This window comes from Streptomyces sp. NPDC051173 (assembly GCF_040689515.1).
Taxonomy (GTDB): Bacteria; Actinomycetota; Actinomycetes; order Streptomycetales; family Streptomycetaceae; genus Streptomyces.
This window is the reverse complement of record NZ_JBFBBD010000003.1, coordinates 136,085-153,849: the sequence shown is the minus strand read 5'-3', so window position 1 is coordinate 153,849 and position 17,765 is coordinate 136,085. Positions and strand designations below refer to the sequence as shown.

Annotated in this window: 1 protein-coding gene (cut by a window edge); it reads right to left on the bottom strand. The window is 74.4% G+C overall.

Annotated elements, in window-relative coordinates; translation table 11 throughout:
• Nucleotides 1-17,672, bottom strand: the 5' portion of a protein-coding gene (locus AB0435_RS03410; protein ID WP_366426087.1) for an SDR family NAD(P)-dependent oxidoreductase. Its footprint begins 6,007 nt before the window's first position; only the first 17,672 of its 23,679 coding nucleotides appear in the window; it begins with the start codon at nt 17,670-17,672; the stop codon falls past the left edge of the window.
• Nucleotides 17,673-17,765 lie beyond the last annotated feature (93 nt).

Sequence of the window (17,765 nt, the reverse complement as noted above, 5' to 3'; positions counted from 1 at the left end):
ACCACGCACGCCCACCGGTGGGTGCAGTGGCGGCGCCCGGTGGCCAGGGTGCAGGCCACGTCGCCCACGTCCAGGTCCTCGTGCGTCAGGGCGTGCTCCAGCAGGCGCTCGGCCTGGGCGCGGCGCGTGGCGTCGTCCTGTCCCGACAGGACGACCAGCCAGACCGGGCGGGCGCCGTGGGTGCCGCCGTCCCGTGCGGGTGCCTCCTCGATCAGCGCGTGCGCGTTGGTCCCGGCGGCGCCGAACGAGCTGACTCCGGCGCGGCGCGGCCCGTTCGCGGGCGCGGGCCACGGGCGCAGCTCCGTGTTGACGTGGAACGGGCTGCCCTCCAGCTCGATCGCCGGGTTGCTCCGTTCGAAGTGCAGGGAAGGCGGCAGTTGTTCGTGCTTGAGTGCCAGCAGCACCTTGATGACACCGGCCACACCGGCGGCGTACTGGGTGTGCCCCAGGTTGGTCTTGACCGAGCCGAGCGCGCAGACGCCCTCGGGGGCGTCGCCGAACGCCGCGCTCAGTGCCTCGAATTCGATCGGGTCGCCCAGCGGCGTGCCCGTGCCGTGCGCCTCGATCAGCTGGATCCCGGCGGGATCGACACCGGCGCGCTCGTGGACGCCGCGCAGCAGGCGCTGCTGCGAGCCGGCGCTGGGTGCGGTAAGTCCATTCGTGGTTCCGTCCTGATTCATGCCCGACCCCCGGATCACTCCGTAGACCTGGTCTCCGTCGCGCACGGCGTCGGCCAGCCTCTTGAGCACGACCACACCGGCGCCCTCGCCCGGCACGAAGCCGTCGGCGCTCGCGTCGAAGGTGTGGCAACGCCCGGTCGGCGACAGCATGTTCGCGCGCACGGCGGACTTGTAGAAGATGGGCGTGGACTGGATGAAGACGCCACCGGCCAGCGCCATCGACGTGTTGCCCTGGCGGAGGTCCTGGCAGGCCTGGTGGATGGCCACCAGGGAGCTGGAGCAGGCCGTGTCCACCGACAGCGCGGGCCCCTGGAGATCGAGGAAATAGGAGATCCGCGAGGCGATGACCGAGGAGATGTTGCCCCAGAGCGTCTGCGGCGGCGCGTCGTCGCCGATCAGCTGCTGGTAGTCGCTGGGCGAGCCGCCGACGTAGACGCCGCACCCGCGGCCGTCGAGCCGTTCACCGGCGTAGCCCGCGTCCTCCAGGGCGTGCCAGCACTCCTCCAGGAAGATCCGCTGCTGTGGGTCGGTGTAGGTCGCCTCCTTTCCCGACATCCGGAAGAACCAGGCGTCGAAGCGCTCGATGTCCTCCACGAAGCTGCCCTGCTGGCGCGGGGCACCGGCGCCCAGTTCCTTCTCCATGTCCCAGCGGGTGACGTCGCCGACCAGGTCGTCACCGGCCGCGAGGTGCGCCCAGAGGGCCGCGGCGTCGGGTGACTGCGCGAACCGGGCGGCGATGCCGACCACCGCGATGCCGTCGTCGGCGGGCCCGCTGACGGGGGCGGCGGGAGCGGCCTGGGTACGGGCGACGGGCTGAGCCTCCCCGGTCTCGGCGGCTGCCTCGCCGAAGGCACCGTCGGCTCGCAACCGGTGCCCGTACGCCTCGACCAGATGGTCCGTCAGCCGGTCGAGCGAGCTGTGCTCGAAAAGGGCCGTGCTCGACAGGTCGACGCCCAGGGCGGTGTTCACCGCGCCGACGAGCTTCACGCCGAGGATCGAGTCCACCCCGAAGTCGGAGAACGACGCCTGCGGGTCGATCTCGTCGGGCTCCATGATCAGCACACGGGACACCTCGGTCAGCAGGCGGTCACCGACCAGGAAGCGCAGCGTCGAGGCGTCCGTGGCGGTGGCCTGGACGACGGGCGCGGGGGCCGGAAGGGCGGCCGGCGCCCCGGTGCCGCGGCCGCGCCGGGCCGGGGCGTTCGTGGCGACCCAGTAGCTCTTGCGCTGGAAGGGGTACGTCGGCAGCGGTGTCCGGCGCACGTCGAGGCCGGAGAACAGCGGCGCGAAGTCCACCGCGGCGCCGTCGAGGTACCGGTCCCTGGCGCGTGCGGGCGCGGAGTCGTCGCTCCCGCCGGTCTCGCTCCGTCCGTCCAGCCAGGCTTCGAGCAGGTGGGTCAGCCCGTCGCGGTCACGGGCGACGAACGCGGCCCGGTGGGTGAAGTGGTCGCGGCCGACGGCCAGTGTGTGGCTGACGTCGCCGAGCACGGCGTCGGGCGTGCGGCGCAGGTACGCGAGCAGGTCCTCGGCGCGGTCGCGCAGCGCCGCCGGCTGCGGGGCGGAGAGCACGAAGAGGTGCGTGCCGTCCGTGTGCCGGCGCTCGGCGCGGGCCGGGGCGTCCTCGACGACCACGTGCCCGTTGGTGCCGCTGAAGCCGAAGGCGCTCAGGGCCGCGACGCGCTTGCCTTCGCTGTTCGGCTGCCACGGCCGCAGTTCGGTGTTCACGTGGAACGGGCTGCCGGCGAGCCGGACCGCGGGGTTGGTCTCGTGGTGGTGCAGGGACGGCGGGATCTGCCCGTGGCGCATGGCGAGCACGATCTTCAGCAGGCCGGCGACGCCCGCGGCGGACGTGGTGTGCCCGAGGTTGGTCTTGATCGAACCGAGCGCGCAGGAGCCGGGGGCCGCGTCCGCCGGGAAGGCGTTGACCAGTGCCTGGCACTCGATGGGGTCGCCGAGCTGGGTGCCGGTGCCGTGGGCCTCGACCATGCCGATCCCGGCCGGGTCGATGCCGAAGTCGGTGTGGGCCTGGCGGATGAGCCGCTCCTGCGAGAGGGCGCTCGGGGCGGTGATGCCGTTGGTGGCCCCGTCCTGGTTGACGACCGAGCCGCGGATCACCGCGTGGATGTGGTCGCCGTCGGCCAGCGCGTCGGACAGGCGGCGGAGCACCACCACGCCCACGCCCTCGCCCGGCACGAACCCGTCGGCCGCGGCGTCGAAGGTGTGGCAGCGCCCGGTCGGCGACAGCATCCCGCCCCGGCTCGCCGCCAGATAGGTCTCCGGCGTGGTCTGCACGCTGACGCCTCCGGCGATCGCCAGCTCCGTCTCGCCGCTCCACAGGCCCTGGCAGGCGAGGTGGACGGCGACCAGCGAACTGGAGCAGGCCGTGTCGACCGCGATGGCCGGGCCCTGGAGGTCGAGGTGGTAGGCGATGCGCGCGGGCACGACCGACGGCGCGTTGCCCCACGCCGCCTGGGCGGGCGGCGCGTCGTCGAACCACCGCGCGTAGTCGCCGCCGGTGCAGCCCACGTACACACCGCACTTGCGGCCGTTCAGCGAGGCGCCCGAGTACCCGGCGTCCTCGATCGCCGTCCACGCCTGTTCCAGGAAGAGGCGCTGCTGCGGGTCGGTGTAGGTGGCTTCGAGGCCGGTCAGGTTGAAGAAGTTCGCGTCGAACCGGTCGATGCCGTCGAGGAAGCTGCCGGAGCGGCAGGAGAGTTCGTCCTGGGTGTAGCCGGAGAGGTCCCAGCGCTCGACCGGGCCGACGAGGTCGTCGCCGGCGGCGAGGTGCTGCCACAGGGCGTCGGCGTCGTCCGACCCGGCGAACCGTGCGCTGATCCCGACGATGGCGATCGGCTCGCGCCCCTCGGGCTCACGACCCTCGGGCCCATGCCCGTCCGCCACGCGCTGTTCAAGTCCGCGCCGTTCGGGGAGGGGCGGTGTGGTGACGGTCCGCGGCGCCGGAGCGGGGGCGGGCAGCTTCGGCCGGTGGCTCTCCGCGATGTGCGCGGCGAGCTGTCCCACGCTGCGGTAGTCGAAGATGACCGTGGTCAGCAGGTCGGTGCCGAGCTCCTCGTTGAGGCGCTGGACGAACTTGGCGCCGACGATGGAGTCGAGGCCGTAGTCGGCGAACGCCTGGTCCGCGTCGATCCGTTCGGCGGGCAGGCGCAGCGCGGCCGCGAGCTCGGCCAGTACGAGGTCCGCCACCGCGCGGACCGTGTCCGGAGCCTCGGCGGGAGCCGGGACCGGAGCCGGGGAATCGGTCGACGGGCGGGCCGGGAGGCTGTTCGCCTCCGGCGCTCGCGTTCGCACCCGCGGGCTGCGGGCGAGGCCGTCGCTGTGGGCGACCACGACCTGCTGGCCCAGGGGCAGGGCGTCCTCGGCCGGGTGGCCGACGCAGGTGAAGCCCTCCTGCTCCAGCACCAGGCGCCAGCCCTCCGGGGAGAGGGCGGGGCTGCCGGGTACGCGCAGTTCGGCGTCGTCGTAGAGCCACCAGCCGTCGAGCAGGCCGAACGTGAGGTGGTTGACCAGATAGAAGCCGCTGATCTCGTTCAGCGCCAGCATGCCGTTGCCGCGCAGGAGTGCCTTGGCGTGCCGCAGGGCCGGGCGGATGTTCTCCGTGGCGTGCAGCACGTTGGCCGCGATCACGACGTCGAACGCCCCGGTGTCGAGCCCCTGGGTGTGCGGGGGCCTGGCCGCGTCGAAGATGCGGTACGTCAGGTGGTCACGCCCGGGCCCGAAGGTGTCCTGGGCGTGCTGCAGGAAGGCGTGCGACAGGTCGGTGAAGCAGTATTCGGCCACGTCGAGCCCGGCGCGGGCCAGGCGGTCGAGCACGGGGCCGGTGGTGCCGCCGGTGCCCGCGCCGATCTCCAGCACGCGCAGGCGGGCGCTCGGGTCGGCGTCCTGGCGTGCGCGCAGGAAGGACGCGACGTGTTCGGCCAGTACGGCGTTGAAGTACTCGGCCACGCGGTTGTCGCGGTAGACGCCTTGCACCAGGTCGAACGAGCCTTGGGGGAAGAGCACGTCGGTGGCCGTCGCCCGGCCGCACAGGATGTCGGTCAGCGCGGGCAGCGTCCGGCCCAACAGCCGTATGGGGGCGCGCAGATCGGCGTTGCCCTCGGCCCACAGCGCCTGGCCCTGGGCCCAGTCGGCGCGGCAGGCTCCGGCGTCCCCCGCGGTGGGGGCGTGACCGCTCCAGCGGCCCCGCGCGTCGATCAGGCCGTGTTCGGTCAGGGTGCGCAGGGTGGCCGTGAGCCAGCCGTCGAAGCGGGGGTCGACGCCGGTGCGCTCCTTCCACGCGGCGAGGCCGTCGCGCGGGTTGTCGAGGCCCGTCCGGCGCAGTTCCGCCACGAGGTAGCGGTGCAGACAGACGTCGATCTCGCCCGGCACCGGGCCCGCGTGGTAGGCGGCCAGGCCGGCCGGTACGGGCAGAGCCGTGGCGCTGCCGCGGGTGGCCGCACCGTACGTGTGGGGGGTCAGCGTCTCCGTGGTGAGCGCCCCTTCGATGGGCAGCGGGCGCCCGAGGCGCATGAAGCCGACCTGGTCGAGCGGTCCCGCCAGGAGCCGTTCCAGCGCGCCCATCGCCGTGGCCGGGTCGATCGGGGCCAGGCCCATCGCGGTCACGTCGCGCATGAGCTCCTCGGGGACGTTGCCCCAGTAGCCCCAGTTGACGACCTTGACCGGGCAGTCCAGGGCCTTGCGCAGTTCGGGGGCGCGCGCGTCCTCGTAGGCGCAGGCCGCCGAGTAGTGCGCCTGGTGGGAGTTGCGGATGAAGCTGACCAGTGAGGAGATCAGCAGGATGAAGTCCAGGCCCTGGGCGGCGAAGGCGTCGGCGAAGTGCACGCACGGATCGACCTTGGCCGACAGCGTGGCCTCCAGCCCGGTCTCGCTCATCGCGGACAGCGGCGTGTGGCTGAACACCATCGCCAGGTGCACGACGCCGTCGATGTGGCCGTACCGGCGCAGCACTTCGTCCCGCATCCCGGCGAGGGCCTCGGGGTCGGAGGCGTCGGCGGACACGTAGACGGGGGCGCGCCCGCCCGCGGCCACCTGGGCGGCCTTCGCCCGGATGCCGTCGTCCTCGGCCCGGCGGCCGACCCACACGACGTGCGCGTCGTACTGGCGGACGAGGTACTCGCTGAGCAGCACCCCGAGGTCGCCCGCGCCGCCGATGAGCACGTAGACGCCGGCGCGGCGCAGCACGGGCTCGGCCGGGGCGGGGGTCGCGTCGACGGGCAGGAGCTGCCTGCGCAGCCACTGGCCGCCGCGGCGCGCGAGGGGGTGCGCGCGGTGGTCGGCGGGCAGGGCGAAGACCTCTTCGGCGACGAAGGGTTCGCCGTCGGCCAGGTCCACGGCGCGGACGCGCCAGCGCGGCTGTTCCTTGGCCAGGCCGCCGATCAGGCCGTGCAGGCTCGCCTGCGCCGGGTCGACGGCCCCGGTGCCGCTCGGGTCGAACGCGCCGTGGGTCAGGAGGGTGAGTCCCAGGCCCCGCTCCTCCAGGCCGAGGGCCGTCAGTGCCTTGAGGACGCGGAACATGCGGCGGATCACGGCGCGTTGTGCGGCGATCCGCGCCGGGGCGGTGGTGGCCGGGGCGGTCGGGAACCGCATGATCACATGGTCGATCGCGCCGAGCGCGGCCAGTTCGTCCCGCACTTCCTCGGTGGAGGAGGCGCTGGTGTGCAGCGCCACCAGGCCGGGGTGGCGGGCGCTCAGCTCCGCGAAGGCTTCCGGTTCCAGGCCGACGGCCACCACGCGGGCGGTCCCGGACGGGTAGGGCTTGCCGCGCAGCAGCCGGGCGGGCTCCCACACGGGGTGCAGGGTGAGGTCGCCCTCGGGCAGTTCGTAGGAGTTCACCGGCTGCGCGGGGGCGGGGGTCTCCTGTACGGGGCGCGGCGGCGTGCTCGAAGCGGCGGGGACGGCCGGGGTGGCGGAGGCGACGGGCACGGCGGGTGCGGCCGGTGCGGCCGGTGCGGCCGGTGCGGCCGGCAGTTCGGGGAGTCCGTCGGTGTACCAGTACCGCTCCCGGGCGAAGGGGTAGCCCGGCAGGCCGACCTTGCGCGGCCTGGGTCCCTCGGCGTACAGCCGTGCCCAGTCCACCGCGAGGCCGCTGGTCCATGCCTCGGCCAGCGGCGCAAGCTTCCCGCGGCGCGCCCAGCATACGACCGTCTCCTGGAAGTCCTCGTCGGCGATGAAGCCCTGGACCGCGCCGGACCGGTCGCCGCCGGAGCCGGCGTACGCGCCTTCCGGGAGCTCGGCGCCGCGCGCGCAGGCGTCGAGCGCGTCGACGAGGGCCGGGAGCGTGCTCACGGCCACGGCGAACCGCGCGGCCATGGCCTCGCGGCCGACCTGGAGGGTGTAGGCGATGTCGCGCAGGTCCTCGCCGCTCCACTCCCCCGCGCGCAGCGCGTCGCGCAGCCGCGCCGCGGACTCGCGCAGGCGCTCGTCGTCGGACGCGGACAGGACCACGACGGCGGGGCCGCCGCCGTGCGGGGACGTCTCGGGCACGATGTACTCCTCGACCAGCAGGTGCGCGTTGGAGCCTCCGGCGCCGAACGACGAGACGCCGCCGAGCCGCGGACGGTCGCCGGACCGCGGCCAGGGCGCGGTCTCGCGCTGGAGCACGAACGGGCTGTCGGCGAAATCGATGTTGGGGTTGGTGCGTTCCGCGTGCAGCGACGGCACCAGCGTGCCGTGCCGCATCTGGAGCAGCAGCTTGGCGAGGCCCGCGACGCCGGCGGCCGACTCCAGGTGGCCGATGTTGGACTTCGCCGAGCCGATGGAGCAGAAGTTCCGCGCGTCGGTGAACTCGCCGAAGGCCGCGCTCAGTCCGGCGATCTCGATGGGGTCGCCGAGCGAGGTGCCGGTGCCGTGCGCCTCGATGCAGCCGATGTCCCGGGGGTCCACGCCGGACCGGCGCCAGGCGCCGCGGATGACGGCGGCCTGCGCGAGCGGGTTCGGCACGGTGAAGCCGTGCGTGTGACCGCCGTGGTTCAGGGCGCTGCCGCGGATCACCCCGAGGACGCGGTCGCCGTCGGCGAGGGCGTCGGCGAGCGGGCGCAGCAGCACCGCGCCGACGCCCTCGCCGGGTACGTAGCCGTCGCCGCCCTCGCCGAAGCTGCGGCAGCGGCCGTCGCTGGAGGCGAACTGCCCCTGGCCGATCATCAGGTACTTGCTCGGGTGCAGCGACAGGTTGACCCCGCCGGCCACGGCGACGCCGCACTCCCCGTTCCTGATGGCGGCGCACGCGAGGTGGATCGCGGACAGCGCGGACGCGCACATGGTGTCGACGGTGACGCTGGGGCCGCTCGCGTCGAGGAAGTACGACACGCGGTTCGCGATGGACGCCAGGCTGCCGGGCACGACGACGGGCTCGCCGCGCACGCTGTGCTCGGCGCCGTGGAGCTGGTACTCGGAGTACATCGCGCCGACGAACACCCCGATGTCACCGGCGTCCTCGGCCACCCGGGCGCGGGCGGCGGCGCGCAGGGCGGCGCGTGTGTAGCCGGCGTCTTCGAGTGTGGTGTGGGCGCACTGGAGGAACAGCCGCTCCTGCGGGTCCATCATGGACGCCGCTGTCGGCGAGATGCCGAAGAACAGCGGGTCGAACTCGTCGATCCCGTCGAGGAATCCGCCCCATTTGCTGTACGTCTTGCCTTCGACGCCACGGCGCGGGTCGTAGTAACGGCTGTGGTCCCAGCGGTCTTCCGGGATCTCGGTGATGCTGTCCCGCCCGGCGAGCAGGTTCTGCCAGAACGCGTCGAGGTCGGGGGCGTCGGGGTAGCGGCCCGCCATGCCGACGATCGCGATGGCCATGCCGTCCTCGGGCTCCGCGGTCACGGGCGGCGGGGCGGCGACGGGTGCGGAGGAGGGTGCCGGGATCTCCGCGAGGGGTGCGGGGGTCTCGTCGGCCGGGCCGACCAGTGCCGCGAGGGCGGCGGGCTGGGTGCGCAGGAAGTGCCGCACCAGGCCGTCGATCGTCCGCACCTCGAAGAACAGCGTGCTGCCGACGTTGTCGAGCACCTTGCGGACCGCGTCGGTCAGTTGGACGACGAGGATCGAGTCGATGCCGTAGCGCTCGAAGGGCACGTCGGCCCGGATGTCGGCGAGGGGCAGCCGCAGGGTGTCGGCGACCAGGCCGCGGAAGTAGTCGCGGGCCGGCTCCAGCAGGCGCTCGTCGTGGTCGCCGCCGGTGGCGGCCGGGGCGGGCCGCCGCGCGGGGGCGGGCGGCTCCGGTGGCGCGGCCTGGGGCAGGGCCTCCGGGAGGGTGCCGCGGAAGGCGGAGACCCCTTCCGGGCGCGGCTGGCGGACCGCGCCGTCGCTCTCGGCGACGATGACCTGCTGGCCGAGGTCGTCGGCGCCCTCGGCGGCGACGAAGGCCGCGCGGAAGCCGACCTCGCCGAGCACCCGCCGCCAGCTCTCCGGCACCAGGCCGGGCGAGCCCGCGATGCGCGGCGCCGGGTCGTCGTAGAGCCACCAGCCTTCCAGCAGGCCGAACGTCAGGTGGCTGAAGAGGATGTTGTCGCTCAGCTCGTTGAGGAGCAGCAGGGCGTTCGTCCGGGCGGCGGCCTTGGCGTTGCGCAGGGTGTTGCGGATGTTGCGGGTCGCGTGCAGCACGTTGGTGGCGATCACCACGTCGTACGTGCCGGGGGCCACCGGCTGGCCGGCGAGCGGCTTCTCGGCGTTGAAGAGCTGCGGGTCCAGGTAGGGCGCGATCGTGCCGTACTCCCGCCGGGCGTGCAGGAGGAACGCCTTGGAGATGTCGGTGTAACTGTACTTCTCGATGTGCTGGGCCCACGGGCGCAGCCTGCGGAAGACCACGGCGCTGGTGCCGCCGGTGCCCGCGCCGATCTCCAGGATGCGCAGGCGTGCGGACGGGTCGGCGGCGAGCCTGCGTTCGAGGTAGGCGACGAGGGTGTCGGCGAGCACGTCGTTGAAGTAGTCGGCGACGGGGTTGTTCTTGTAGACGCCCTCGACCAGTTCGAGCGAGGCGTTGGGGAACATCACGTCGGTGGCCGGGCGGCGGCCGGTGAGGATGTCGGTCAGCGCGCGCAGCGTCGTGCCGACCAGGACGGCTTGCGGGCGCTTGGCCTCGTCGGCGAGCCAGCGCCGGTGCTCGCGGTCCCAGTCCGCCCAGGCGTCGTCGAGGGAACCGGTGCGGGGGTCGAGGGCGGCGTAGCGGTCCTCGACCTCGCGGCGGAGGTAGCCGGCGTCGGCCAGCACGGTGAGGCTGTGGGACATCCAGCGCGCGTAGCGGTCCTCGACGCCGCCGAGGGCGCGCCATTCGTCGGCGGTGGCCGCGCGGGTGTCGCGGAACATCCCGAGCGACTGGAGCAGCGCCCAGGTGATGCGGGCGAGCGCGTCCTGCATGGCCCCCGCGTGGCCGTCGGCCTTCTCGCGCAGCCGCTCGATCCCGGCGCGCCGGTCGGGCCGGTCCTCGTGCAGGGCCGTGATCAGCGAGGGCGTGGTGGTGGCGAGGTGGGTGAGGGAGTCGTCGCCGTAGATGCCGTCGATGCTGCGGGTGTCCGTGGACTTGAGGAGGGCGAGCTGGGGGTGCGGGGAGGCGAGCAGCGCGTCGAACGCCGCCATGCCCTCGGCGGGTTCGATGGAGCCGAGGCCCAGTCGGGCCATGCGCTGCCGGTAGCCGTCGGCGGTGACGATGCCGACGCCCGCCCAGTAGCCCCAGTTCATCACCTTGACCGGGCAGGCGAGCCGGGTGGACAGCTGCTCGGCGAAGGCGTCGGAGAAGGTGCAGCCCGCCGCGTAGTTGGCCTGCCCGGGTGCCTTGAAGAAGGCTTGCATCGAGGAGAAGAACGCGACGAAGTCCAGCGGCTGGCCGGCGAAGGCGTCGGCCAGGTTCACGGCCACGTCCGCCTTGGCCGCGTAGGTCGCGCGGAAGCGGTCCTCGTCCATCCGGGCCAGGCTCTGGTCGCCGAGCACGATGGCGGTGTGCAGGACGCCGCGTACGGGGCCGTGCCGCCGCACGATCTCGTCGCAGGCGCGGCGCAGGGCGTCGCGGTCGGTCGCGTCGGCCTGTACGTAGTCGGGCCTGGGCCCGTACGCGGCCAGGGCGTCCTGTCGTGCCGTGATGCCGGCGTCGAGCGGGCGGCGGCCGATCCAGACCACCTGGGCGCCGTGGCGGCGCATCATGTGCTCGGTCCACTCGACGCCGATGCCGCCCGCGCCGCCGATGGCCACGATCACGCCGCCGGGCTCGCACGGGGCGTCCGCCGTGCCCGGCTCGGGCACCTCCAGCAGCCGCTGGCGGTACCACTCGCCGTGCCGGTGGGCCAGGGTCTCGCCGCGGGGGTCGGCGGGCAGTTCCAGCAGTGCCGTCCACGGCACGGGGGCACCGGCCTCGATGTCGGCGACGCGGACGCGCCAGTGGGGGTATTCCTTGGCCAGGGTGCCGAGGAGACCGTGCGTTCCGGCGTGGGCCGGGTCGACGTGGCCGTCGCCCGGGAGCAGGCGCGCCTGCCGGGTGACGGCGGTCAGGCCCAGCTCACGGGCGTCCGCGCCGCCCGCCAGGAGTGCCTTGACGAGACGGAACACGGCGAGCGTGCCGTCGGGCCGGGTGTCGGCCGGGGCGAGCCAGAAGACGTGCTCGGTGTCGGCGGGCAGCCGCGCGGCGAGCCGGTCGGCGGGCTCGTCCTCGTGGGCGGGGAGGACGATGGCGTCCGGGTAGTGGCGGCGCAGCCCGGCCTGCTCCTCGGCGGTGCCGCCCAGCAGGACGACGCGGGCCCCCGGTGCGGGCAGGCGCGGGGAGGAGGTGGCGGGCAGGGCGTCCCACACCGGTGCCAGCAGTGCCGCGCGCGGGGCTTCGCCGGCCGGCGGGGTCATCCGGCGGGAGGCGTAGCCCCGCAGGCTCACACTCAGCCGTCCGTCGTCGTCGTAGAGGTCGATGTCCACTTTGGTCACGTCCCGGTCGGCCGAGGGCGCGTAGCCCTCGGTGTGGCGCAGGTGGGCCCACATGCGCGCGGTGGTGGGGGCGAGGATGTCGGCGGCGTCCAGCGCGAACGGCAGCGCGGGGGCGCCGCCGTGCTCGGCGAGGGTGCCGTCGGCTCCGCCGTGGAGTGCGACGACGGCCTGGATGGCGCTGTCGAGCATCGCCGGGTGCAGCGCGAAGGCGCCGTCGGCGCCGCCGGGCAGGACGAGCCGCGCCAGGACCTCGCCGTCGCCGACGGCCAGGGTGTCGATGGCGCGCAGGCGGGCGCCGTGCCGGATGCCGACGCCTTCGAGGGCGTCGTGGCACTGCTGCCGGGACAGCGTGCGCAGGCCGCACCGGGCGCGCAGCGCGTCCAGCGGTGTGGGCGCGGGCGAGCCGGGCGGGGCGAGGCGCCCCTGGGCGTGCACGGCCGAGCCGTCGCGCAGTACGCGGAAGGCGTCGCCGTCGAGGTCGACGCGCAGCTCGGCGCTGTCGCCCTCGACGGGGAACGGTGCGGGCCACACGACGTCGCGCAGCCCCGTCGGGGTGAAGGAGCCCCCGCTCGCCGCGCGATGGGCGACCTCCAGCGTCAGCACGCCGGGCAGCACCGCCCGGCCGCCCACGTGGTGGTCCGCCAGGAAGAACTCCTGGCCGGTGAGGTGGAGGCGGTACGCGGACCGGTCCGGGGCGGTCCGCGGGGCCGGGGTGTCGATCCAGTAGCGCTGCCGCTCGAATGGGTAGGTCGGCAGCGGGACTTGGCGGCGCGCGGCGGGCGGGAAGCTCTCGGTGAAGCGGTCGGCCTCGCCGCGGACGTAGGCCTGGGCCAGTGCCGTCGGTGTCAGTGCGTGTACGCCCCCGACGGGCCGGGGGTCCGCCGCGGTCTCGCCCTGCGCGACCGCGTCCTGGGCGGTGCCGGACTGCCAGGCGCGCAGGTGCGCCGCCAGCGCCGGCAGGTCGGCGGCGACGACGGCGAGCCGGTGGGCGAAGTGGCCGCGGCCCGCGGCCAGGCTGTAGGCGACCGCTCCGGCGGGCAGGCCGGGCTCGCGGTCGAGGTGGGCGAGCAGCCGCTCGACGACGGCGCGCAGTGCGGCCGGTGTGCGCGCGGACAGCAGGAACGCGTGCTCCCCGCCCGGCTCGCGGACCGTGGGGGCCGGGTGTTCCTCCAGCACCACGTGCGCGTTGGTGCCGGAGGCCCCGAAGGAGCTGACGGCGGCCCGGCGCGGCCCGTGCGCAGGCGTCGTCCACAGGCGCGGTGTGGTGGTGACGGTGAAGGGGCTGCCTTCGAGGGCGACGGCCCGGTTGGCCTCGCAGAAGTGCAGCGTCGGCGGGATCTGCCGGTGTTCGAGGGCCAGCAGCGACTTGATGACACCGGCGATGCCGGCGGCGAACTGCGTGTGTCCGAGGTTGGTCTTGACGGAGCCCAGGACCGCGCCCCCGGCCGGGGCGCCCTCGAACGCGCGGGTGAGCGCGCGGAATTCGATGGGGTCGCCCAGCTGTGTGCCGGTGCCGTGGGCCTCGACGAGCTGGATGCCGCCCGGCTCGACGCCGGCGCGGGTGTGGACGTCGCGCAGGAGCTGTTCCTGGGAGGCCGCGCTGGGTGCGGTGATGCCGTTGGTGGTGCCGTCCTGGTTGATGCCGGAGCCGCGGACGACGCCGTAGACGTGGTCACCGTCGCGCAGGGCGTCGGCGAGCCGCTTGAGGACGACCGCGCCCGCGCCCTCGCCCGGCACGAAGCCGTCGGCGGCGGCGTCGAAGCTGTGGCAGCGGCCACTGGCGGAGAGCATGCCCGCGCGGCTCGCGGACTCGTACAGCCGGGGGGTGGTCTGGATGAACACGCCGCCCGCGATCGCCATGTCGGCCGTGCCGTCGCGCAGGTCGCGGCAGGCCAGGTGCAGGGAGACGAGCGAGCTGGAGCAGGAGGTGTCCGTGGTGAGGGCGGGGCCCTTGAGGTCGAGCTGATAGGCGATCCGGGACGCCACGACGGATCCCATGGTCCCCCACAGCGCCTGTGCCGGGGGATCCGCGTCCAGCTGGTCGTGGTAGTCCCCGGCGTAACAGCCGACGTACACACCGCAGTTGCGGCTCCGCAGGCGCTCGCCGGTGTAGCCGGCGTCCTCCAGCGCGTTCCAGCACTGCTCCAGGAAGATGCGCTGCTGGGGGTCCATGTAGGTGGCCTCGACGCCGGAGATCGCGAAGAAGACCGGGTCGAACTGGTCGATGCCGCGCACGAAGCTGCCGGAGCGGCAGGTCACGTCCGGGCCGAGCGGCCAGCGGGTGACCGGCTCGACCAGGTCGTGCCCGGCCATCAGGTGGTCCCACAGGGCGCGCGGGTCCTCGGCGTCGCCGTAGCGGGCGGCCATCCCGACCACGGCGACGGCGTCGTCGGCCGGGGGCGCGACGGGCGCCGGGGCCGCCGTCGGCGTGCGCAGCGCGTCGCCGTAGGCGCTGGTGATGAACGCGTGCAGGCGCTCGACGGTGCCGTGGTCGAAGAGGTCGGTGGTCTCCAGCTCGGTGCCGAGGGCCGCGTTGAGCGTGTGCACCAGGTTCACGCCGAGGATGGAGTCCAGGCCGTAGTCCGCGAAGGGGCGGCGGCGCTCGATCTCGGCGACCGGCATCTGCAGGGCCTCGCCCAGCGCGTCGACCAGGACGCGCTCGACGTCCCCGGACCCGGCCGCCGTCGCCGGGGGCGCGGGCCGCTCGGTCGCGTCGGCGACCGGGTCGAACCAGAAGCGCTTGCCCGCGAAGGGGTAGCCGGGCAGGTGCGCCCGCGCCGGGGTCTCGCCACCGTGCAGACGGGTCCAGTCCAGGGGCATGCCCTTGGCCCAGAAGGCGGCCAGTTCGCTGTGCTCGCCACGCGCGATCCACCGGGCGACGAGCTCGCGGATCTCGTCGTTCTCCGCCAGCGCGGCCAGGGTCTCCCGGGTGGCCTTGACCTGGCCACGGTGCCAGGGGCCCGCGGCCTCGGGGGCGGCGAGGAAGGCGCGGAGCTGCTCCAGCCATTCGGTGGCGGTGCTCGCGACGAAGCAGACGCGCTCGTCCATCGCCTCACGGCCGGTCTGGAGGGTGGCCGCGACGGCGGCCAAGTCGGCCGGGGCCTCGGTGCCGAGCCAGTCGGCCAGTTGACCGGCCCGCGCGCGCAGGTCCTCGGGCGTGCGGGCGGAGAGGGGTAGCAGGACCGGACCGGCCGGGGCGGCGGGCCGGGCCGGCGCGCCCTGGTACTCGGCGACGATCACGTGCGCGTTCGCGCCGCCCGCGCCGAAGGAGGAGATCCCGGCGATCCGCGGCCCGCCGCCCGCGGGCCGCGGCCAGGCGGCGGCGGAGGTCTGCAGGGTGAAGGGGGTGGCCGCGAAGTCGATGTCCGGGTTGGGCCGCTCGGCGTGCAGGGTGGGCGCGAACTCGCCGTTCCGCAGCTGCAGTACGGCCTTCGTCAGCCCGGCGATACCGGCGGCCGCCTCCAGGTGACCGATGTTCGACTTGGCCGAGCCGAGGGCGCAGGCGCCTGTGCCGACGGCGTCGGGGGCGAACGCCTGGGTGAGGCCGTCGATCTCGACGGGGTCGCCGAGCCGGGTGCCCGTGCCGTGCGCCTCGATGTAGCCGATGTCGGCGGCGGACACCCCGGCGCGGTCCAGCGCCTCACGGATCAGCGCTGCCTGCGCGCGGGGGTTGGGCACGGTGTAGCCGTTGCTGCGCCCGCCGTGGTTGATGGCGGAACCGAGGATCACCGCGTGGACGGGGTCGCCGTCGGCCTCGGCCTTCGACAGCGGCTTGAGCAGCACCGCGCCGACGCCCTCGCCGGGGGCGAAGCCGTCACCGCCCTCGCCGAAGCTGCGGCAGTGCCCGTCGGTGGCGAGCATCCGGGAGCGGCACAGCTCGACGTAGGCGGAGGGGTGCAGATAGAGGTTCACCCCACCGGCGATCGCCAGTTCGCAGGCGCCGTGGCGCAGGTGCTCGCACGCCTCGTGGATCGCGGTGAGCGACGCCGAGCACATGGTGTCGATGGGCATGCTCGGGCCGTGCAGGTCCAGCAGATAGGACACCCGGTTGGCCAGCGACCCGAAGGACGTGCGCGGCGCGGGCGGCACCCCGTCCGCCGCCGGGGGGCGGTGCCGGTCGAAGCCGGTCTTGGTGATCCCGGCGAAGACGCCGACCCGTGAGGCGTGCCGTTCGGCGAGCCGCTGCCGGGTGTAGCCGGCGTCCTCCAGCGCCGTCCACGCGCTCTCGATGAACAGGCGTTCCTGCGGGTCCATGTCGGCGGCGTCCCGGGGCGCGATGCCGAAGAACGCGGCGTCGAACCGGGCGAAGTCGTCCAGGAACGCGCCCCACTTGCTGTAGCTGGCGCCCCGCTGCACGGCACGCTGTGCGTCCGGTTCGTAGAAGCCGTCGAGCGACCAGCGTTCGGCCGGGATCTCGCGGACGCTGTCACGGCCGGCGCGCAGGTTGTCCCAGAAGGCGCCCAGGTTCGGCGCGTCCGGGTAGCGGCCGCTCAGGCCGATGACGGCGATCGGCTCGTCCGCGCCCGCCGGGCGTGGCCGCGTCGTCGCCCGGGCCGCGGGGCGGGCCGGTGCCACGCTCGCGTCCGGGGTGTCGCCGAGCCAGCGGTGGCAGCCCTCCGCGTGCTGCTCCGCGAGGTGGCCGGCCAGCTCGTCCAGCGTCGGGTACTGGTACAGCAGCGTCTTGGGCAGCGCGCCGAACCACTGCGTGAAGCGGCTGTTCAGCCGGGTGACGGCCAGTGAGTCGATGCCGAAGCTGTCCAGGGGCGCGGCGGCGTCCAGCCTCGCGACGTCCAGCCGCAGCGTCTCGGCGACCAGTTCCTTCAGCCGGGGCAGCACCCGTACGCGCAGTCGTACGGCGCGCGTCGCTTCCTCGTCCACGTCGCTCTTTTCGTCCATGACCAGCAGGTGTGGTGTGCCGAGCGCGAGCGCGCCGTGCAGCGCGCGCAGCGCGGTGTCCGTCTCCAGGGGGCGGCCGAAGCGTGCGGTGAGCGCGGGGATCTCCTCGGCCGGGACGCTCATCCCGCCGTCGCGCCACAGCGGCCAGGCGATCGAGACGCTGCGGCCGTGGCGTTCGCCCGCGGCCACGAGAGCGGCGCGGTGGGTCTGATAGGCGTCGAGGAAGCCGTTGGCGGCGGCGTAGTCGGCCTGGCCGGCGTTGCCCAGCGTCCCGGCGCCGGAGGAGAACGCCGCGAGGAAGTCCAGCGGCAGGTCGCGGGTGGCCTCGTCGAGGTTCACCAGCCCGGCGACCTTGGGCGCGAGCACCCGCTGGGCGTCCTGGTGGGACTTGCGGATCACGAAGTCGTCGCTGATCGCACCGGCCGCGTGCACGATGCCGTCGAGCTGGCCGTGGGTGCGCACGATGTCGCCGACCAGCTCCGTCACGGCCGTGCGGTCGGTGACGTCCACCCGGCGGTACTCTCCCCACGGGCCGGGCTCCCGCGCCGCCGAACGCCCGCACAGGACGATCCGGGCGGCGGGGGCGTGCCGCGCGATGTCGGCGGCGAGCAACCGCCCGAGACCGCCCGCTCCTCCGGTGATCAGGTAGACGCCGTCGGCCTTCCACACCGGTGTGTCCGGCGTCTCCGGTGCGGCGGCCCAGTCGTGGACCTGGCGGCGGCCGTCGGTGTAGCGCAGGTGCTCCTGCGCCTGTCCGTACTCCGCCTGGAGCACCTCGGCGAGCTCCTCGCCCGACGGCCACCGCGTGAACTCGATCAACTGCCCGTGCAGCGCGGGGTCTTCCTGGGTGGCCGTGCGCAGCATGCCGATCAGGCCCGCGTAGCCGTACGGAGTCCCCTCACGGCACACGACCTGCACCCGGCAGGGGTCCCCGCCCGGCTGGTTCAGCAGCCGCTGGAGCTCACCCAGCAGCCGGGTCGCCGCGTGCTCGTAGGCCGCCGCGGGCCCGTCGTCACGGCTCTCCACCTGCGCTACGGACACGCCCGGCAGGTGCCGCCGCAGGACGGCCACGTCCTGCTCGGCGACGTCGCACAGGACGACCAGCCGCCGGGCTCCCGCCGGCGCGGCCTTCCCCCGCACCGGTTCGTCGCGCCGGCTCGGCACACGAAGGATGTTCTTACTCAAGTTCGGTTCCGTTCCGGGTTCGTGGGGCGGTCGGGCCGCCTGATCCAGGGAGCAGACAGGGAGAGAAAAGGGAGGGGGCGAGGGGACGGGGAG